This is a genomic window from Natronomonas sp. (genome assembly GCF_046710025.1).
In the GTDB taxonomy this organism is placed as follows: Archaea; Halobacteriota; Halobacteria; order Halobacteriales; family Haloarculaceae; genus Natronomonas.
The window spans coordinates 1-20,258 of sequence record NZ_JBKEGK010000020.1 but is presented as its reverse complement, the minus strand read 5'-3'; the positions used below and the strand labels follow the sequence as shown (position 1 = coordinate 20,258).

Here is a 20,258-nt window from a genome sequence, read left to right as displayed (position 1 = left end):
CGCAGCACGATGGGTCGGAAGGTGAACTATCCCTGCCTCGAGGAAGCCACCGTCACGGCCCTGTGTGGCGCGCTATTTGACCGTGCGTTTTATATTAGGGATGTGATTGTAGCGGTGAAGGGCGTGGATATAGAGTTGTCGCACGGTATCACGTACCTACTCCAGTTGCTCCCGCTGGCGAGTATCTGAGAACAACCGATAGTTGAGTACATACTCCGTGTGTTGTACTTCGATTACGCACCTGTAGAGGATCAAATGGAAGCACTACTTGTAGGGCGATTCATGCCCATCCAACTCGCTTCTGTTCAGTCGCTCGTTGAGGAGGGTTTCTCGCCCAATCTGCTACAGACGAACGAAATTTGTCCAGCGAATCCCCCGCGTTAGGGCCTCGGCCGGAAACCATATGTCGCCAAATCCCGTACTAAACGACGTATGAGACACGTCGGACTCAAAACTAGGATGGCTGTCGTCGGTAGCATCCTCTTTGCCTTTTATGCGCTCATCGCAATCGTCGCCGTTGCGGCCTTCGGCGTCGGCCTGCCGATTGTTCTCGTCGGAACCGTCGGCTTCGCCGGCTTCCAGTACATCGTCGGCAAGAAGGTTGCCCTGTGGAGCGCTGGCGCGGAGGAGTTGCCGGCAGATCGCTACCCTGAGGTCCATCGCTCGGTCGAGCGGATCGCCGGCGACATGGGTCTTGAGAAGCCCCGGCTGATGGTCGCCGACATGGGCATCCCGAACGCCTTCGCAGTCGGTCGCCGCGGCGCGGGCGTCGTGGTCGTCTCCGAACAGCTTCTTCGGCTGCTGGATCACGGCGAACTTGAGGGCGTTCTCGCCCACGAACTCGCCCACATCGACAACCGCGATGTCGTCATGATGGTGATGGGCCAGTCGGTCGCTTCAATGCTCGGGTTGGCGGCGTACTTCGCTATCGCCTTCTCGCGGGACGGTGGCATCGGGAATATCATTCTGGGGTACCTCGCCAGCGTCCTCGTCCAGATGGTTGCGATGGTGTTCGTGCTCGCCATCTCGCGGTACCGCGAGTACGTCGCCGATGCCGATGCCGCCAGGCACGTCGGCGGCGACGCGATGGCGCGGGCGCTCGAGAAGATCTCGGCTGCGAGCGGACAGTCCGACGCCGAATTGGATGACAACGTCGCGGCATTGTGCATCTCCGGCGGCGATCGCTCGGCGCTCCAGCGACTGTTCGCGACACACCCACCGATGGAGAAACGGGTCGACGCCGTCCGGGCCGTCGACCGGCAGTACTACTGAACGCCCGCGCCGCCGGATTCGGGACGTGTGCTCTCCACCCGTCACCCACGTCAGGATGTGTACGATCATTCATGTTGTCTGTGGTTCGGTACTACGTATTCCATCTGTCACCGTATTTCCGTATATAACATACGTATAAACGTTTAGTTAACGTGGTATTTTTGACTGAATCAAGCGCATATTTGCACGCAGTAAACCGATAATACGGCGAAATCAATGCGAAATATAGAACAAATTATCTTTGACGCGGGTTTCAGGCCGCTGGAAACAACACTTATGCTAACTTTTTTGCTAATATACGGGTATACTTAAATTGGTATAAAAATCGACGAGACTGGTTTCGTCGTGTTGTCTGTCGAGTCCCGGCATGCTGGTCATCGCCGGGGAAACGGTATCTGGTTTTTGAACGTAACTATACGGAACGACCGGGGTCCGGACGCGTCAGTCGTCGGACCCGGTCGCGGCCTCGTCCGCCGCCACAGCCCCGGAATCAGAGCCGGAACCGGAACCGAGGTCGGGGTCGTCGTCCGAGTTCGAGCCGGAGCGGGCGTCCGAAGAGCGGCCGGGGGCGGACGCCGTCCTCTCGCGTCGGGCCCGAACGGCCTCGGGGTCGAACGCGTTGACCGACCGGTTAGGCTCTAGTCCCGCCCGCTCGATGATTTCGAGGTCGTCGGCCGGTGACCCGCCCGCCGTCGTGAGGTAGTCGCCGGTCAAGATCCCGTCAGCCCCGGCCTCAAACGGCAGGTGCTGTTCGTCGGGTTCGAGGTTGACCTCCCGGCCGCCGGTGAGCCGCACCCTGGCGTCGGGGTGGAGGAACCGATAGACTGCGACCGTCTCGACGATTCCCGCCGTGGAGATGGCGGCGCGCTCGCGGTCACCGAGCGGTGTCCCCTCGATCGGGTTGAGGACGTTCACCGGAAGCGAGGAAACGCCGATACCCTGCAGTTCGATCGCCGCATCGACCCGGTCGGCCGGTGATTCACCCATGCCGAGAATGACGCCCGAACAGAGATCCATCCCGGCGTCTTTCGCCCGCTGGAGCGTCTTCAGTCGGTCCTCGAAGTCGTGCGTCGAGACGACCTCGGGAAAGTACCGCCGCGACGTTTCGATGTTGTGGTTGTAGTGATTGAGCCCCTCGGAGACGAGCTCCTCGGCCTCCGCCTCGGTGAGCAACCCGAGGGACGCATCGACCTCGACGGATGTCTCTTCGCGGACCAGTCGGATCGCCTCGATCACGTTGGCCCATTCCTCCGGACGGCGTTCCTTCGATACCCCCTTTTCGGCGACGACGATGCCGAACCGCTGTGTCCCGTCGGCCTCCGCCCGCTTTGCGGCTGCGAGGATCTCCTCGGGATTCAAAAGCCCGTGCGTATCGATTCCTGTGTCGAAGTGCGCTGACTGCGCGCAGAATCCGCAGTCCTCCGCGCAGTTGCCGGCTTTGGCGTTGACGATGCCGCACGCGTCGACGGTGCCGTCGGAGAAGTGCCGCCGGACGAGATCAGCCCCGGCAGCGAGCGCCTCGACCGGCTGGGCGAGAAGCGCGAGCCCGTCCGTCCGATCCAGCCGCTCGCCGTTGAGGACGCGTCCGACCGCGTCGTCAACCGTCCGGTTTCCCGTCTCGTAAACCATATTTTTGTAAGCAGTTTACGGGTACATAAACCCGCCGGTCACACGTCCCGTTCGCTGCCTCCCCAGTTTGTCGCTCGCCCTGTTTGATCCCCGCTCGGGACCGCTGTCTCCCACGGATCGCTTCCCACCCCGGATCCGTGGGGTTGCTCCACGCCACCGGTAGAATAAAGAACGCTCGAAAAAAACCGCCGGACAACTACAACCAATGCCACAAGATACCGAGCCTCTGGGCGACGAGGTCGTTCACGAGCCGTCGGCGGCGTTCGTCGAATCGACCAACGTCGCCGCCTTCATGCGCGAGTACGACATCGATGATTACGACGAACTCATCGAACGCACCACTACCGACACGGGCGTCGACGACTCCGGCGTTGAGTGGTTCTGGGGCGAACTCCCCGACTACCTCGACATCGAGTTCTATGAGGAGTACGACGCCGTCCGTGACGACACCGACGGGCCCCAATTTAGCACCTGGTACCCTGGCGCCGAGTTGAACGTCGCCCACAATACGGTCGACCAACACGGCGCGCCCGATGCTGGGACCCGAAACACCGTTGCCTGCATCTGGGAGGGCGAGGACGGCGAGATTCGAGAGCTCACCTACCACGAACTCCGACGGCGGAGCAACCAAGTTGCGAACTACCTCGAATCGGTCGGGATCGACACCGGCGACACGGTCGGCCTATACATGCCCATGGTCCCCGAGGTCATCCCCATCCTCTACGGCTGCTTCAAAGTCGGTGCAATCGCCGTCCCCATCTTCTCCGGCTTCGGCGTCGACGCCACCGCCACCCGGATCGAAGACTCCCGGTGTTCCGTCCTTTTCACCGGCGACGGCTTCTACCGCCGCGGCTCCGAGGTCACCCTCAAAGACGCCGCCGACGAAGCCATCGAAGAGGCCGGCCACGTCGAACACACCGTCGTCTTCGACCGCCTTGGCGCCAGCGACGACGACGCCGAGATCGAGATCGCCTTCGACCACGAGCGCGACGAGTGGTTCCACGACGCCGTCGGCACGCAGGATGACGACTACGATACCAAATCGCTGCCCGCCGATCAGGAGTGTATGCTTTTGTATTCCTCTGGCACGACGGGCAAGCCGAAGGGCATCGTCCACACCCACGCCGGCGCACAGCTACAACCCGCCAAGGAACTCCACTTCGGCTTCGATCTCAAACCCGCCGACCGGTTCTTTTGGGTCTCCGATATCGGCTGGATGATGGGGCCGTGGACGCTCATCGGCACCCATACTTTCGGCGGCACGATGGTCATGTACGAGGGCGCGCCCGACTACCCCCAGCCGGACCGCTTTTGGGAACTGATCGACCGTCACGGCGTCACGCAGTTCGGCATCTCCCCGACCGCCATCCGGGCGCTCCGCAAGCAGGGCGACGAGTGGGTCGAGGACCACGATCTCTCGTCGTTGCGGCTGTTGGGCTCGACGGGCGAGCCCTGGGACCCCGAGTCGTGGCTGTGGTTCTACGAGCACGTCGGCGGCGGCGACACGCCGATCATCAACATCTCCGGCGGCACCGAGATCTTCGGCTGTTTCCTGATGCCGATGCCGACCCAGCCGCTGAAACCCTGTACGCTCGGCGGTCCCGGCCTCGGCATGGACATCGATGTCGTCGACGGGACCGGCGAGTCGATCAAGGAGGATCACGAGCGTGGCTACCTGGTCGCGCGGGATTCGAACCCGGCGATGACGAAGTCGCTGTGGGGCGGCGACGACCGGTATCTCCACGAGTACTGGTCGACGTTCGAGGACCCGCCGATGTGGAATCACGGTGACTGGGCACAACAGGACGCCGATGGCTTTTGGTTCCTCCACGGACGTGCGGACGACGCATTGAACGTGGCGGGCCGGAAGGTCGGTCCCGCCGAGGTTGAGGGCGCGGCGATGGAGCACGACGACGTCAATCAGGCGGCGGCCGTCGGCGTGCCCGACGAGACCACGGGCACCGCGGTGGTGCTGTACGTGATCGTCGAGGAGGGTGTCGAGGAGACGGACGGGTTGCGTGAGGCGATCCGGGAGTCGGTCGGCGAGGAGCAGGGCAAACCCTTCCGGCCGCGGGAAGTGCTGTTCGTCGACGAGTTCCCCAAGACCCAGTCGGGCAAGATCATCCGCCGCGCGGTGGAGGCGGCCTACACTGGCGAGGAACTGGGCGATATGAGTAGCATCGAAAACCCCGACGCGCTCGAGGAACTCAAAGAGCCCCGCTAGGGTCGCATGCCCGGCGATTCGACGACGAGCCGTCGAACGCTGGGAAATCCATTTGTGTGTGGGGCGAGCACGTCACTCACATGTACGACAGCACCGTGATCGCGGATCTCCGGGAGCAGTTGGTGCGGGCAGCCGAACACGACCTCTACGCCGATGCATTCACCACGGCCGGCGTCGATCCGACTGATGTTGACACCTGGGAGGCGTTTCAGTCGATCCCGCTCACCGAGCCTGACGACCTGAAAGCCGACTTCGAGGAGCACGGCCCCGAGGGATCGCTGTACACGCCGGGAGCGATGCTTTCGTTTTCGCCGCTGGGCGAGGACCTCGCCCCGATGTTCGACACCCGTGCGGATCTCGAGTACGAGGCGGGTGTCAACGCCGACGTCTTCGAGGCGGCCGGGATCGACCCCGGCGATCGCGTGCTCAACGCGTTCGGATACACCCTCTTTGGGACGGGACTGCTCCTCCAGCGCGGCTTCGAGAAGATGGGCGCGGAGGTGATTCCGGCCGGTCCCGGCGACTCCGAGCAGGCAGCGGACCTGATCGATGAGTACGGCGTCGACGTTCTGGTCGGAAACCCCTCCTTCGCGATGAAGATCGCCGAGGCGGGCGCGTCGGTCGACACGTTCGTCGGCGGCGGCGAGCCGTTCACCTCGATCCCCGGATACCGCGAGGAGGTCAAAACGGCTCTCGACTGTGAGACGGCGGTGGATTACTTTGGAACCAGACACGTCATGCCGATCGCCGCGGAGACGGCCGCTGAGGATGGCCTCGTCGTCGCCGACGACTACGCCATCATCGAGATCGTCGATCCCGACACCGGCGATCCACTCCCGGTGGGCGAGCGCGGCGAGGTCGTCGTCACCCACCGCCGCAAGGAGGGCTTCCCGCTGGTTCGGTTCCGGACCGGCGATCTAGCCGAACTGGAACGCCACGGCGACGATCTCGTTCTCCCCAACGGCGTCATCGGGCGGACCGACGATCGCCTGAAAGTAAAGGGCGTAAAGGTGTACCCTGAGGCCGTCCCCGCGGTGCTCGCGGCGTTCGAGGGGTTGACCGGCGAGTACGCGGTTCGGGTGACCCGGCCTGAATCGACCGATCACCTCGAAATCGTCTGCGAGGGGAGCGCCGACGAGGCCGAACTGGAAGAGGCACTCGCCGGGCGCCTCGTCGTCTCGCCTGACGAAATCACGCTTGTCGAGCGTGTAGAGGAGACGGGAGTCTTCGACGAACGCTACTGACGGCCCTCGGCGATTACACCACTCATCAGGGGAGGGCCCGTTAGGAGCGAGTGACCGACGTTTCGGTTATCTGCTCGACCGCGACGGACGCACCCGCCGCCGCCGGGTAGACGGTGCTATCGACGAAAGACCGGTAGCCGTGGTCCTGTTCGCCGTCGCGGGCGATTCGAAGTACTGTCCGCGCTTCCGGTGCGTGCTCCCGTGCCATCTCGCAGACCGCGAGGTTGATTTCCGTGTTGTCAGTGAGAGCGGCGACGACATCGGCGTCGGACAGTCCCGCCCGGTTCATCATCTCAGGGTCGGTTCCGTCACCCTGAATCACCCGATTATGCTTCGTCGACAGTTGTTCGCACGTTTCGGTATTCGGTTCGACGACCGCGATCCGCTGGCGCTCTGAGTCGAGTTCCTCAACGACACGACGGCCGACGCGTCCCGCACCGACGACAATGATGTCCTTTCGCATGGTCTGTATTATATGATACCACATCACACAAATATGTGTCGCAGGGCAGACCGCCCCGAGCGATCACGCGTCCACGCCGAGAAACTCCTCGGCCGTCCGGTAGAAGATGTTCCGGTACGTCTCCGTCGGCAGGTCCCGACCGAGCAGTCCGGCGCGCTCGGCCCGGTACGGGTAGGGGATGTTCGGGAGGTCGCTCCCGAACATGATCGATTCCGAGAGCTCCACGAGGGTGTCGTCCGCAATCGTCGACGGATCGAACCCCATCGTCTGCTCGGCCTCCGTCGACATCGCGAAGGTCGTATCCAAATAGACGTTATCGTGCTCGCGGGCCATCCCGACGAACGCCGACACCTCATAGGTGCCCATGTGGGCGCAGTTGACCCGAACGTCAGGGTAGGATTCGACCACCTCGGCGAACACCTCCGCGCCGACGTTGGGGCTGTCATCGTACATTGGTGCAGTTCCCCCGTGGTACGTGATCGGGCGGTCGTACTCGGCGGCGGCGTCCAGTGCCGGTTCGATCCGTGAGTCGGCAGGCGCACACTCTTGAACCGGACAGTGGAACTTCAATCCGCGCGCCCCCGCCTCGAAGGCATCGCGAACGATTCCGCCGACGTCCTCGTCGTCGGGGTGGACGGTCGCGAAGGGAATCAGCGGCTCCGAGGCGGCGGCCCGCTCCGCGAGCCAGGCGTTGAGCGAGCGCGCTCCCCCGGGTTCGTGGACGTATGGCAGCGCGATGTACCGCTCGACGCCCGCATCGGCAAGCGTCGTCTCCGTCGCCTCGCGGGTCGGTCGGTGAGGGAACTCCCAGCCGGTCTCCTCGGTGAGCGTCCGCTGGATGGCATTAGCGAGCCGCTCCGGAAAGACATGGACGTGTGCGTCGATGGCCGGCGCGAACGGCGTTGTGTCCGCGTTCACACTCCTGTCGGGCTCCGCGTTCGCATCGGGGTCGGCGTCCGGCATCCACTCAGTTTCCGCAGACGAGCACCGGGCGGTCGGTATTGAGGATGACCTCCTGGGTCACGCTGCCGAAGACGACCTTGCCGGCGGGGCTCCGCTCGCGTCCGGCCACACACACCAGATCGGCGTCGTGCTCGTCGGCGACGGAGATGATCCCAGACGCCGCGTCGCCGCTCCGTTCCTCGAAGAGCACCTCGATATCGTCGGCCTCGAGCAGCTCGCGTGCCCGTCGCGCCGCCCCGACTTGATCTATCGAGGCACCCTCCGGGTTTCGACCGAACGAGTGTGCGAGGATCGCCTGAACCCCGTCGATCGGGAGGCCGGCGATCTCCTCGGCGATCCGCTTCGCGCGGTCGGTGTCGGTGTCGATCCCCGCAACGATCGTGTACATACTGTTCCGTGCTCGCGCATTACAAATATATGTGTCGGGGGTATTGCCGGCGGCCGTGCCGTTGCATCCCCGTTCCGCCGCGCGATTCGGTCTCACCGTCCCGCCGAGCGCGACCCCGGCGGGACGACCCGGCCCTGTCAGTAGGCGTAGGGCCACTTCCGAAGGTAGTCCTTTAGCTGTCCGAGCCCCGCTAACAGCCCTTTCGGCTCAACCGCGAGCACGACAATGATGAGCACGCCAAAGAACAGCGGTTCGAGCGCGGTCGCGTCGGCGGCGTAGGCCTGCAAGAACTCGCGGATCTCCTCTTGCGTGATCGTCACCAGACTCACCCCGAGGGCGACGCCCCAGACGCGGCCCATCCCGCCGAGCAACAACATCACGTAGTGTTCGAGGGTGAGTTCGATCGTAAAGTAGCCGGGACTTATGAACCCGATGTACAGCGAGTATAGAGAGCCCGCAACCCCGATCATGAAGCCGCCGATGGCGTAGGCAAGCAGCTTGTTCCGGAAGACATCGATCCCGAGCACCGCAGAGGAGAGGTCGTTCTCGTGGATACCGCGGAAGATCCGGCCGATCCCCGTCCGGCTGAGGTTGAACGTCACGAGCACGAACAGCGCCGTGACCGCGAGGACGAGAAAGTACTGCTCGGTCGCGGAGCTGATCGTGACGAACTCGCCGACCAGTCCCACGTCACGGGGAATGTTCTGCTGAGAACCGCCGTGAATGAACGCTAACTCGTTGTTCTCGAGGGACCAGATCGCGATGAACTGTAGTGCGAGCGTCGAGATGGCGATGTAAAAGCCTTTGACCCGCCACGACGGCAACCCGAACAGCACGGCCACCGCCGCAGTCAATAGCCCACCGACGAGCATCCCCGGAACGAGGCCGGCCCCTGTCTCGGCGACGATACGCGTCGAGGCGTACGCTCCGATCGCCATGAACGCCCCCTGTGCGAGAACGATTTCGCCGGCGTACCCCAGTATGACGTGCAGCCCCAACACGGCGACAATAAAGATGAGAATCCGCGTGAGCATCGAGACGGCGCCGCCGCTCAACAGGAACGGGGCGAGAAACGGCAGCGGTAACGCGAGGACGAAGGCGACGCGCTCGATGCGCCAGCGGATGAGTCCCATCCGGTCCTCGTAGGAGGTAAAGTACTCACCACACGGCATCAGTGAACCCCCCCGTCCAGCGTTTCAGTTCGGCCTGATTCGGCCTGGAACGCCCCGTGGTCGGCGTTCGTCACGGGTCGCGCCGGCCGTCCGGCGGCGATCTGTTCGTCTCCGTCGGTTCGAGTGTTCGATGACATCGTTAGAGCCTCTCTATTCGTTCGGTTCCGAACAGTCCGTACGGCTTGACGAGAATGACGACGAGCAGGAACATCATCGGCAGCACCTGCCCGACGCCGGGGCCGACGACCGGCTCGGCGTAGAATGCGCCGAGTTGCTGTAACAGCCCGACAACCAGCGATCCGATGAATGCCCCCGGAATGCTGTCGAGGCCGCCGAAGACGACGGCCGCGAAGATCAGTATGCCGACCGCCTCGATCGTGAACCCAGCCCCGCCGGCCGACATCGCGAACAACAACCCGCCGATCGACGTGATCGATATCGAGAGCGCCCACGCCAAGAGGATCGTTCGCTCGATCGAGATCCCGAGCACCATCGCCGCCTGCTGGTCGCTCGCGCCTGCACGCAGTATCGATCCGACGACGGTGTACCGGAAAAACAGCATGAGCGCGACGACGACGACGAGCGACAGCGCAACGCCGAGGGTAAAGGACGCGCTGAGGTCGACGCCGAAGGGGAGCGACAGGCTCCACCCCGGGCGCAACGCGTCGGGGTAAGCCCGGTACTGTGGGCCGATCAAGAACCGGAGCCCGCCGGTGATGATCCCACCCAACGCGAGCGTAACGATAATGACGGACAGCACGGGTTCGCCGATGAAGTGCCGAAAGATGACGCGCTCGAGGACGACTCCGAGTACCAACCCGAAGACGAGCGTCACCACGACGGCTGCCGCCGCCGGCAACTCGAGGCTGATCAAAAGCGGCGTCGAAAGCACGACGACGAGATACGCCCCGAGTAGCGCGAGTTGCCCTTGAGCAAAATTGAGTACGCCGGTTACCTTATAAATGAGCGAGAAGCCGATAGCGACGAGGGCGTACACCGCGCCGAGGCCGATGCCGGTCACGACGACCTCAAAGAGTGTTGCGACGTCAACCATCGACGTCACCCCCGACGAGCGCGGTCGGTTCGCCCACGTCGACGACGGTCATCTCGCCGCATTCGCGCGATTCGCGGCCATCCTGATACGTTATTGTCACGTCCATCTCGACAGTCTCCTCGCCGTCGTAGATGCCGTCGATCAGCTCCCGGTACCGATCGGTCACGATCTCGCGGCGTATCTTGCCGGTCCGGGTCAACTCCCCGTCGTCGGCGTCGAACTCCTTAAATAGGATGACGAACCGGTCGATACTCGGCCCCTCGAGACGCTCGTTCGTATCCTCGACAACCCCACGGATCAACTCCAAGACCGGCTCCATCTGTGTGAGGTCCTTGTAGCCGGCGTACTGGATATCCTGCTGGTCCGCCCACTCGGCCACGTTGTCGAAGCGGATGTTCAACACGCCAGCCAGCGATTCCCGGTCGTCGCCGACGATCAGCGCCTCTTTTATATAGGGGTTGAATTTAAGCTTCGTCTCGACGCTGATCGGGGCGACGGCGGTGCCGTCCGAGAGCTCCATCACGTCGTCCATCCGGTCGAACACCTTTATATGACCGTCCTCGGTGATCGCGCCGAAGTCGTCGGTGTGGAGCCACTCGCCCTCGAGCGCCTCCTCGGTCTTCTCCGGTTGGTTGTAGTAGCCGGACGTGACGACCGGCCCCCGGACGACGAGTTCACCCTCGGGCGTGATCCCGACTTCGACGTTCGGGAACACCTCGCCGACGGTTTCGACCTGAATGTCGTCGTCGCGATGCATGGTCACGAACCCACACACTTCGGATTGTCCCCAGATCTGCTTTAACGGTACGCCGAGCGCGTGGTAGTACTGGAAATGGTCCTCGCCGAGGGGGCCACCGCCGGTGTAGACATTTTTGGCCCGCTTGAGCCCGATCTTGTCGAGGATCGGTCGGTAGGCAGCCCAGTAGGCGACCCAGTGTTTAAATCGGAGCGTCGCCGGCGGCTCCTCATCCCGCCTGTCGCCGGTTATATATTCGGCGTAGCGCTCGCCGATGCTCATCGCCCGCTCGTAGACCCACCGCTTCAGGCGCGTGGTGTTTTCGATCTTTGCTTTGATATCGGCGACCCATCCCTCGTACGCCTGTGGCGACGAGAAGATGATCTCCGGGCCGATCTCGCGGAGATCCTCGCTCTCGGTTTCCGGCTGTTCGGGGAAGTTCGCCGTCCAGCCGCCGACGAACGCCGCCGCCACGAGGATCATTTGCTCGCCGACCCACGCCATCGGGAGATACGAGAAGTAATCTGACTCCTTCGGCAGCGGATCGATCTCGATCGCCGCGTTCGCCAGATTCAAAAAATTGAAGTGGGTCAATTTGACCCGCTTCGGCATCCCCGTCGTCCCCGAGGTCGGCGACAGCATCGCGGGCGTGTCGGGGTCGATGGCTCTGATTCGCTCCTCGAGGTCCGCGCCCGTCACCTCGTTGCGTTCGAAGCGCTCCCGGCCGCGGCGTTCGATCTCGTCGTAACTCACCACGGGAACCTCGGTGTCGTCGTATCGAAACATCCCCTTCTCGTCGCGGTAGATAATCGTCTCCAGCGAGGGCGCTCTGTGGGCGACCTGGAGGATCTTATCAACCATCTCTTGATCCTCGGCGTAGGCGACTTTCGGCGAGAGGAGTTCGAGTTGGTTGCCGATCGCCTCGGGCAGCATGTCCTCGTAGTTCGGCGCGGCCATCCCACCGAGCGACTGCGCGCCCATCCACGCCCACAGTTGGTGAGGACGGTTGTACCCGATGGTAAAGACGATGTCGTCCTCACCGAACCCGAGCGTCTCCAGTCCCATCGCAAACTGTTTCACCCGGTCGTAATACTCCTGCCACGTGAACTCCTTCCAGACGCCATAACGTTTCCACCGAAGAGCCACGTCGTCGCCGTGCTCTTGGACGTGATCCAGCAGAATCTCTGGGAGTGCAGTGTCCTCAACCACGTCGAGGTCGCCCTCGGGAGCCTCGACGATTCGTTCGATCGTCGGCCCCTCATTGATCTCGACGCCGCCGAGCCGCCCGTCAGCGTTTGCCATCTCAGTCCACCCCCGTGTAGATGTTCTGGACCTCGGGATCGTTCGTCACGCGCTCGGGGGGACCGCGGGCGACGACACCACCCTTGTTGAGGACGATCATCCGCTCGGAGACGTCGGTGACGACTTCGAGATCGTGTTCGATCATCACGAGCGTCAGCCCCTCATCCTCGTTGAGGTCCGCGAGAAACCGGACCATGTCGTACTTCTCGTCGAATGTCAACCCGCTCATCGCTTCGTCGAGCAACAGGACGTCGGGGTCCAAGGCGAGCGTCCGCGCGAGATCGACACGCCGTTGGATGCCGAGCGGAAGGCTCGACACCGTGCTGTGTCGGTACTCCCACAACTCGAGATAATCGATTATCTCCTCGACGCGACGCATGTTCTCGGCTTCGAGGCCGCGGCCGGCATCATAAAACAAGAGCGCCGAGAGAAGGTTCGGCCGCTCCGTGACAGCCTGAACCGTCATGACGTTCTCGAGGACGTCTTCCTCCTCGAACAACTCGAGGCCCTGGAACGTTCGCCCGAGGCCCTTCCGTGCCCGCTTGTGGGCGGGGGCCGCGGTGACGTCCTCGCCTCCGAAGAATATTTCACCGCCGGTATCGGGGTCGTAGAACCCGTTGAGTACGTTCAAAAGCGTCGTCTTGCCGGCCCCGTTCGGCCCGACAATCGAGACCCACTCGCCCTCGTCGATGCCGATCGAAACGTCGTCGCAGGCGGTGATCGCGCCGAACGTCTTCGTCACGCCGCGGCAACCGAGTGCGGCCTCCGACGGCGGGACGTGGGAGCCGCCCCGCAACTGCGTGTGTGTATCTTGTGTGCTCATGCGTTCAGGTGTACCGTTTTGCTCATGCGTTCAGGTGTACCGTTTTCGGATCTTGTAATGCCGGATATCCGAATATCGGCTCTCCTCGCTCGACGTGCCGAGGTAGAACTCCTTGATCTCTTCGCGGTCGGCCAACACGTCCGCCGGATCGTTGAGTTCGATCTGCCCGTTCTCGAGGACGTAGCCGTAGTCGGCTATTTCGAGGGTCCGCTTGGCGTTTTGATCGGCGATAATCATCGTGATATTCTCCTTGCGGTTGATCTCCCGAAGCGTCCCGTAGATATCCTTGACCAACTTCGGTGCAAGTCCGAGCGAGGGTTCGTCCAGCAACAACAGGTTCGGCCGATGGATGAGCGCACGTGCGATAACGAGCATCTGCTGTTCGCCGCCGCTCGTGTAGCCCGCCTGCACGTCGAGGAGGTCCTCGAGTTGCGGGAAGTACTCGAAGGCGAGTTCGTAATCCGACTTGTCGTAGCGGATCAACCGCCCCTCGCGGTAGAGCCCACAGCGGAGGTTCTCCTCGACTGTCAGGTCCGGAAAGACCCGTCGCCCCTCGAGGATATGCGTGATCCCCCGGTCGACCATCTCTTTCGTCCGAAAGTTCGTGACCTGCTCGCCCTCGTAATACACGTCGCCACGGGTGACCTCGCCGCGCTCGCTGCGCCCGATTCCGGAGATCATCTTCAGGATCGTCGATTTACCGGCCCCGTTGGGGCCGAGCAACGCGACGATGTCACCGCGGTCGGCTTTCATCGAGACGCCCTGAACGGCCAGGAAGTTCCGATCGTAGACGATTTCGGCGTTGTCGAGTTCGACGACCGGGGGGTCGTCGCCGTCCCCGGCGGCCGCCTCTGATCGGGATTGCGCGTCGCTCATACTACGGGAGCCAGTCCTCGCGGCGTTCGAGTTCTATCAGTTCGTCGGGCACCATCTCGCCGTTTTCTACCACATACGTCTGCCCGCTCATCGTCGGCCGACGATCGCCCGACTGATAATCGTAGGTCTCGGGCAACAGCCCCCAGGCGTCGAAGTCGTCCATGTCGAACAGTGCCTCGCGGATGTTCGACCCGTCGCTCGGGTCCATCCCCATCTCCTGGGCGTGTTGGATCGCTTGGACGGCCAACAGCGCGTGGACGACCCCGCGGACGTAATTGATGTTGGCGATCTCGGGGTTGTTCATGTCACGCCCCTCGCGTTCGAAGGAGTCCGTGATGATATCCCACCCACGGGCGTCCGAGTCCATCGCCTGCGCGAACGACACGTTCGAGTTGACGTACCTGACACCTTCGAACAGCTCAGGGGCCGTCTCGGCACGGAACTCGTCGACCGTCCAGGTGAGCCCCATCACCGTGATGTCGGCGTCACTCTCCTGGATGGAACTCAGGAGTACCTGCATGGGTGCGGCGGTGTTCTGATGAATGAGATAGTCCACGCCGTTGCCTTCGGCCCGCTGAACCTGCGTGTCGGCGCTGTTGGCGTCGAGTTCGAGAGCGATGTTGTCGGCCACTTCGAGGCCGAGTTCCTCGGCGTAGGCTTCCCCGCCCTCGACCGGTGACTCGCCGAACGGCGTCGTGTTGTGGATGTAGGCGATCGTCGCACCGGGGTCGTTGTCCGCGATCCACTGGAGATGGGCCCGCCCCTGGCTAGTGTAATCGAGGTTGGCGAAGAAGTTGTACCCCGTCTCCTCGCTCAGCAGGTTGTCGGAGTACGACGCCGAGATGTAGACGATCTCGTCGGCGGCCACGTCGCTCGCCAGCGCCTCGGTGTCGGCGGTCCCCCAGCCGATGATGATCGGCGGGTTGTCGTCGGCGGTGTAGCTGTCGTACTGCTGTTGGGCCTGCGGGACCTGATAGGCGTAGTCAACCCAGTCGTGGACGATCTCCTCGTCGAGGACGTCGTTGTTATTGATCCAAGCCATCGCGTCGCGCGACCCGATCCCTGTCGGCCGGCCAACGTCCGCCGTGCCGCCACTCAGATCGTAGAGCGCGGGGACCCGGATGCCGCCCTCCGTGCCGCCGCCGTTGCCGGAACAGCCAGCGATCGCGACGGTCGCAGCCGCGGCCGCAGCCCCGCCGGCCTGGTTGAGAAAGCCTCGCCTGCTGTGACGGGACGTTTCGGGGGTATTGTCATCTATATTCATGCTGTTACGATACATACGAACACGGTTATTTAAATCATTCGCCCATCCCTTAGTTTTCGTATGATACGGACGATATCGTAGTGCCTGCCCTCCGGCGGTTCCCGGAACAGCCCGACAACCCCGGTGTCGGTCATCGTCGGCGTCCGCGTCCGGAGCGTTACTCGGCCGTCCGACCGTCGCCCTCCCCCGCGACACAAACTACTAATGTGATGAACATCCGATTATGAGTGAGGAACGACCATGACATTTGAGACGAGTGCCGAACACTCGATGATCTCCTCGACCGCGACGGAGATCGCGACCGAGTTCGGCCCCGAATACTGGCGCGAAAAGGAGGAAAACGGGGAGTTCGCCGGGGACTTCTGGGACGAACTCGGCAAGGCGGGCTTCCACGGCCTCCTTGTCCCCGAGGAGTACCGGGGGGCGGGCATGGGGATGGCCGAACTCGGCCTGGCGATGGAGACCCTGTGTGCGGAGGGCTGCGGGATGGCCGGGACGTGGTATCTCGTCTTGACCGCCGGGATGGCGACGGTTGGCATCAATGAGCATGGAACCGACGAACAAAAGGAGCGGTACCTGCCCGACATCGCTGCCGGCGACCGGAACTTCTCGATCGGTATCACCGAACCCGAAGCCGGGACGAACACGCTCGACGTGGCTACCAACGCTGAAAAGGACGGCGACGAGTACGTCCTCAACGGCCAGAAGGCCTGGATCACCTTCTCCGATCGAGCCGACGACATGATCCTCGTCACCCGTACGACACCCCGTGAGGCGGTCGACCACGGCACCGACGGGATCACACTATTCGTCGTCGACATGGATTCGGCGGGTATCGACGTCTCGCCGATCGAAAAGCACGCGATGAACTACTCGAAGTCCTGTGAAGTGTTTTTCAACGACGTCCGGGTCCCCGAGGAGAACATTCTCGGGAGCCTCGACGACGGCTGGTGGGCGCTCGTCAGCATGCTCAACCCCGAACGGATCGGCTTCTCGGCTGCGGCGACCGGAATCGGAAAGCTCGCCGCACACACGGCTATCGACTACGCCAACGACCGGGAGGTGTTCGACGAGCCGATCGGCACCCACCAAGCGGTCTCGTTCCCGGTCACGAAGCCGTACGCGCGCATGGAAGCCGCCGCCCAGATGCGCCGGAACGCCGAGTGGCTCTACGATCAGGGTGAGCCCTGCGGCTACGAGTCGAACGTCGCAAAGGCGACCGCCGTCGAGGCCGGCATCGAGACGGTCAAACAGTCGATGCAGGCGTTCGGCGGCTGGGGGTACGCGGTCGAGTACGATGTCGAGCGCTGGTGGCGCGAAATAAATCTCACCCGGCTCGCCCCCGTCACCCAGCAGATGGCGTACAACCACATCAGCCAGGAGATCGGCTTCCCGAAGTCCTACTGAGCCATGTTCGGGAAGTTACTTGTCGCCAACCGCGGAGAGATCGCGGTCCGTGTGATGGCCGCCTGTGAGGAGTTGGGTATCGACACCGTCGCGGTGTACAGCGACGCCGACCGAAACGCCGGTCACGTCCGCTACGCCGACGAAGCGTACAACGTCGGCCCCGCCCCGGCCGCCGAGTCGTATCTGGACGGCGAGGCGATCGTCGACACCGCACGGCGTGCGGGGGCGGACGCGATCCATCCCGGTTACGGGTTCCTCGCCGAGAACGCCGACTTCGCGCGGCGCGTCGAAGAGGCCGACGAAGTCACCTGGGTCGGCCCCGGCAGCGCGACGATGGAACGGCTGGGCGAGAAGACGAAAGCCCGGACGGTCATGGCTGACGCCGGCGTCCCCGTCGTTCCGGGCACGAACGACCCCGTCGAAACCGCCGCGGAGGTCGAGAAGCTCGGCGAGGAGTACGGCTACCCGATCGCAATAAAGGCCGAGGGCGGTGGCGGCGGCCGCGGGATGCAGATCGTTCGGGAGGCGGCCGAGGTCGACGACGCCTTCGAAACCGCCAGGCGCGAGGGCGAGGCGTACTTCGATAACGGCTCCGTCTACGTCGAGAAATACCTCGATTCGCCGAAGCACATTGAGGTCCAGATTCTCGCCGACGAGCACGGCAACGTCAGACACCTCGGCGAGCGGGACTGCTCGCTGCAGCGCCGCCACCAGAAGGTCATCGAGGAGGCGCCGAGCCCGGCGCTGTCCAAAGAACTCCGCGAGGAAATCGGCGATGCAGCCCGCCGCGGCGTCCGCGATGCAGGCTACACGAACGCCGGGACGGTCGAGTTCCTCGTCGAGGACAGCGTTGCGTCGGAGACGGAACGAGGAAGGGGCGACGCCGCCGAACCGCAGTTTTATTTCATGGAGGTCAACACCCGAATCCAGGTCGAACACACCGCCACGGAGGCGGTGACGGGGATCGACATCGTCGCTGAGCAGATCCGGATCGCGGCCGGCGAGAAACTCGGCTTCGAACAGGACGATGTCGACATCGACGGCCACGCTATCGAGTTCCGCATCAACGCCGAGAACCCGGCCGCGGAGTTCGCCCCGACGCCCGGCCCCCTCGAGACGTACGACCCGCCGAGCAGCGTCGGCGTCCGGCTGGATCACGCCGTTGCACAGGGCGACGAGATCGGCGGCGACTACGACTCGATGATCGGGAAGCTGATTATCCACGGGCCCGATCGTGAGCGCTGTTTTCGCCGCTCAGAGCGCGCGTTAAAGCACTTCGGCGTCGAGGGCGTCCACACCACGATCCCGTTTCACAGGCAGATGCTCGCGGATGAGACCTTCCGTGATGGCGCCCACACGACGAAATACCTCGACGAAGAACTCGATCCCGACCGTCTGCGCGAGGCCGTCGAGCGCTGGGGACCGGACGGCGCTGACAGCACCGGGGCCCCCGCGGCGCCGCCGACGCAGACGTTGACGGTCGAGGTCGACGGCCAGCGGTTCGAGGTACTCGTTGAGGACGGCCTCGTCGAGGCACCGTCGGGTGGCGACGGCGACGGTGACAGCAACGGAGCATCGGTCGCGGCCGGCGCAATAACGGCCGAGATGCAGGGGACGATCCTCTCCGTCGAGGTCGGAGCGGGGGAGACGGTGTCCGCCGGTGACGTCGTCTGCGTCCTCGAAGCGATGAAGATGGAAAACGACGTGACCGCGTCAGCGGGTGGCTCCGTTGCCGAAGTTGCGGTTTCGGAGGGTGATTCGGTCGATCAGGGCGACACGCTGCTGCGACTGGAGTGATACAGAAATGAAACTCAGCGTATCAGACGACATGGCGGAAACACAGGCCCGCGCGGTCGCCGAGGCGCTCGCCTCGCAGTTCCACGACGACGTGACGGTCGTCGCCGGCGGCGAGGAACTGACGCACGCGAGCTACGACGGCGACGCCGGAGCCGAGGACTCGAACACAGACGCCGAACCGGACGAGGCGGCTCCCAACCTCGGCCCTACCGAGCGGGAGGAACGCCTCCGAGACGAGATCGGGACGATCGAGTCTGGTGGCAAAGAAAAGTACAAGAAACAGCTCCCCGAGCAGGGCAAGAAGTTCGTCCGCGACCGGATCGACCTGTGGTTCAATTCCGGGGGCGGCTCAGACGCCGGGGACGGCTTCCTCTTCGAGGACGGCAAGTTCGCGGCGTTCGACGACGATGACGTGCTCCCGGCGGACGGTCTCATCACGGGCGGGGCCTCCTTCGAGGGGCGCGACGTCCACTTCATGGCCAACGATTACACGGTGAAACGAGGAAGTATGGCGGCCAAGGGCGTCGAGAAGTTCCTCCGGATGCAACAGCGGGCGCTAAAAACTGGCCAGCCCGTGTTGTACCTGATGGACTCTTCGGGGGGCCGGATCGACCAGCAGACCGGCTTCTTCGCCAACCGCGAGGGGATCGGTAAGTACTATTACAACCACTCGATGCTCTCCGGGCGGGTGCCACAGATCTGCGTCCTGTACGGTCCCTGCATCGCGGGGGCGGCCTACACCCCTGTTTTCGCCGACTTCACCGTCATGGTTCGGGGCATGAGTGCAATGGCGATCGCCAGCCCCCGAATGGTCGAGATGGTCACCGGTGAGGAGATCAGTTTAGAGGACCTCGGCGGCCCCGAGGTCCACGCCAAACACTCCGGCAGCGCGGACCTGATCGCCGACGACGAGGAACACGCCCGCGAACTCGTCGCCCAGCTCGTGGGGTACCTCCCGGACAACAGCGACGAGAAACCCCCAAGAGTGGACCCGGTCGCCCCTTCGAAGTCCCCGGAGGGCATCGACGGCGTCATTCCGCAGGAGCCGAACCGCGGCTACGACATGGTCGACGTGATCGAGCGTGTCGTCGACGGCGACTCCTGGTTCGAACTCCGCCCCGAGTACGGCAAGGAGATCCTGACGGGCTTTGCCCGAGTTGATGGCCGCCCCGTCGGCGTCGTTGCAAACCAGCCAGCACACCGCGCCGGCGCGATTTTCCCCGACGCGGCCGAGAAGGCCGCCGGTTTCGTCTGGACGTGTGACGCCTACAATATCCCCCTGTTGTATCTCGCTGACACACCCGGGTTCATGGCCGGCTCTGGGGTCGAAAAGGAGGGCATCCTAGAGCAGGGTAAAAAGATGATCTATGCGACCTCCGCGGCGACGGTACCGAAGCAGTGCGTCGTCGTCCGGAAGGCATACGGAGCCGGGATCTACGCGATGTCCGGCCCGGCGTACGACCCCGAGTCGACGATCGCGCTTCCTTCCGGCGAAATCGCGATTATGGGCCCCGAGGCGGCGATCAATGCCGTCTACGCGAGAAAGCTCGACGCGATCGACGATCCGGAGGAGCGAAAGCGCACGGAGGCGGAACTCCGCGAGGAATTCCGCGAGGATATCGACGCCCGGCGGATGGCAAGTGA

At 63.5% G+C, this 20,258-nt stretch carries 18 protein-coding genes; 7 read left to right on the top strand and 11 right to left on the bottom strand.

The genetic code is table 11. The features are described from left to right. Positions 1-189, top strand: a 189-nt coding sequence (locus ACI944_RS02820; RefSeq protein ID WP_411717557.1) for a hypothetical protein, incomplete at its 5' end; no start/stop codon positions are given. Between the two features lie 243 nt (positions 190-432). Further along, positions 433-1,272, top strand: a complete 840-nt coding sequence (locus tag ACI944_RS02815; RefSeq protein WP_411717556.1) for a M48 family metalloprotease — start codon at positions 433-435, stop codon at positions 1,270-1,272. A gap of 441 nt (positions 1,273-1,713) precedes the next feature. On the opposite strand, the gene bioB is transcribed toward ACI944_RS02815, so the two are convergent. Beyond that, complete coding sequence (bioB, locus tag ACI944_RS02810; RefSeq protein ID WP_411717555.1) at positions 1,714-2,901, bottom strand: biotin synthase BioB; 1,188 nt, start codon at positions 2,899-2,901, stop codon at positions 1,714-1,716. 205 nt (positions 2,902-3,106) lie between these two features. Between bioB and ACI944_RS02805 the strand changes: the two genes are divergently transcribed. Together ACI944_RS02805 and ACI944_RS02800 are read left to right on the top strand one after the other, a co-directional pair. Next, positions 3,107-5,125 (top strand): AMP-binding protein, encoded by a 2,019-nt coding sequence (locus tag ACI944_RS02805; RefSeq protein ID WP_411717554.1) that lies wholly within the window; start codon positions 3,107-3,109, stop codon positions 5,123-5,125. Between the two features lie 80 nt (positions 5,126-5,205). Continuing rightward, on the top strand, positions 5,206-6,369 hold the full coding sequence (locus ACI944_RS02800) for a phenylacetate--CoA ligase family protein (protein WP_411717553.1): 1,164 nt from the start codon (positions 5,206-5,208) through the stop codon (positions 6,367-6,369). Between the two features lie 40 nt (positions 6,370-6,409). Here the strand turns inward: ACI944_RS02800 and ACI944_RS02795 are convergent, their stop codons facing one another. The 10 genes from ACI944_RS02795 to ACI944_RS02750 all read right to left on the bottom strand — a co-directional run bounded on the left by ACI944_RS02795 (position 6,410) and on the right by ACI944_RS02750 (position 15,410). Beyond that, entirely contained in the window at positions 6,410-6,832 is a 423-nt protein-coding gene (locus ACI944_RS02795) for a potassium channel family protein (protein WP_411717552.1), read from the bottom strand. A gap of 63 nt (positions 6,833-6,895) precedes the next feature. Further along, positions 6,896-7,750 (bottom strand): amidohydrolase family protein, encoded by an 855-nt coding sequence (locus tag ACI944_RS02790; RefSeq protein ID WP_411717551.1) that lies wholly within the window; start codon positions 7,748-7,750, stop codon positions 6,896-6,898. Between the two features lie 49 nt (positions 7,751-7,799). Next, a complete protein-coding gene (locus ACI944_RS02785) occupies positions 7,800-8,183 on the bottom strand; it encodes a universal stress protein (RefSeq protein ID WP_411717550.1) in 384 nt (127 codons plus the stop codon). A 137-nt stretch (positions 8,184-8,320) separates the two neighbouring features. Beyond that, positions 8,321-9,355, bottom strand: coding sequence for a branched-chain amino acid ABC transporter permease (locus ACI944_RS02780; RefSeq protein ID WP_411717549.1), 1,035 nt, complete (start codon positions 9,353-9,355; stop codon positions 8,321-8,323). Further along, the gene (locus ACI944_RS02775; RefSeq protein ID WP_411717548.1) at positions 9,355-9,492 is read right to left on the bottom strand and encodes a hypothetical protein; all 138 of its coding nucleotides are present in this window, start codon (positions 9,490-9,492) and stop codon (positions 9,355-9,357) included. Before ACI944_RS02775 ends, ACI944_RS02780 begins: the two co-directional genes overlap by 1 nt. 2 nt (positions 9,493-9,494) lie before the next feature. Then, positions 9,495-10,409, bottom strand: a complete 915-nt coding sequence (locus ACI944_RS02770) for a branched-chain amino acid ABC transporter permease (RefSeq protein ID WP_411717547.1) — start codon at positions 10,407-10,409, stop codon at positions 9,495-9,497. Then, positions 10,402-12,447, bottom strand: coding sequence for an AMP-binding protein (locus tag ACI944_RS02765; protein WP_411717546.1), 2,046 nt, complete (start codon positions 12,445-12,447; stop codon positions 10,402-10,404). Before ACI944_RS02765 ends, ACI944_RS02770 begins: the two co-directional genes overlap by 8 nt. A 1-nt stretch (position 12,448) precedes the next feature. Continuing rightward, positions 12,449-13,270, bottom strand: a complete 822-nt coding sequence (locus ACI944_RS02760) for an ABC transporter ATP-binding protein (protein WP_411717545.1) — start codon at positions 13,268-13,270, stop codon at positions 12,449-12,451. 30 nt (positions 13,271-13,300) lie between these two features. After that, complete coding sequence (locus ACI944_RS02755; protein ID WP_411717544.1) at positions 13,301-14,146, bottom strand: ABC transporter ATP-binding protein; 846 nt, start codon at positions 14,144-14,146, stop codon at positions 13,301-13,303. A gap of 1 nt (position 14,147) precedes the next feature. Further along, positions 14,148-15,410 carry an ABC transporter substrate-binding protein gene (locus ACI944_RS02750; RefSeq protein WP_411717543.1) on the bottom strand — a complete coding sequence of 421 codons (1,263 nt, stop codon included), beginning with the start codon at positions 15,408-15,410 and terminating at the stop codon, positions 14,148-14,150. Positions 15,411-15,650: 240 nt separating this feature from the next. Between ACI944_RS02750 and ACI944_RS02745 the strand changes: the two genes are divergently transcribed. The 3 genes from ACI944_RS02745 to ACI944_RS02735 all read left to right on the top strand — a co-directional run. Further along, positions 15,651-16,817, top strand: coding sequence for an acyl-CoA dehydrogenase family protein (locus tag ACI944_RS02745; RefSeq protein WP_411717542.1), 1,167 nt, complete (start codon positions 15,651-15,653; stop codon positions 16,815-16,817). A 3-nt stretch (positions 16,818-16,820) separates the two neighbouring features. Further along, a complete protein-coding gene (locus ACI944_RS02740; protein ID WP_411717541.1) occupies positions 16,821-18,614 on the top strand; it encodes an acetyl-CoA carboxylase biotin carboxylase subunit in 1,794 nt (597 codons plus the stop codon). A 7-nt stretch (positions 18,615-18,621) separates the two neighbouring features. Then, on the top strand, positions 18,622-20,258 hold a 1,637-nt coding region (locus ACI944_RS02735), incomplete at its 3' end, for an acyl-CoA carboxylase subunit beta (protein ID WP_411717540.1).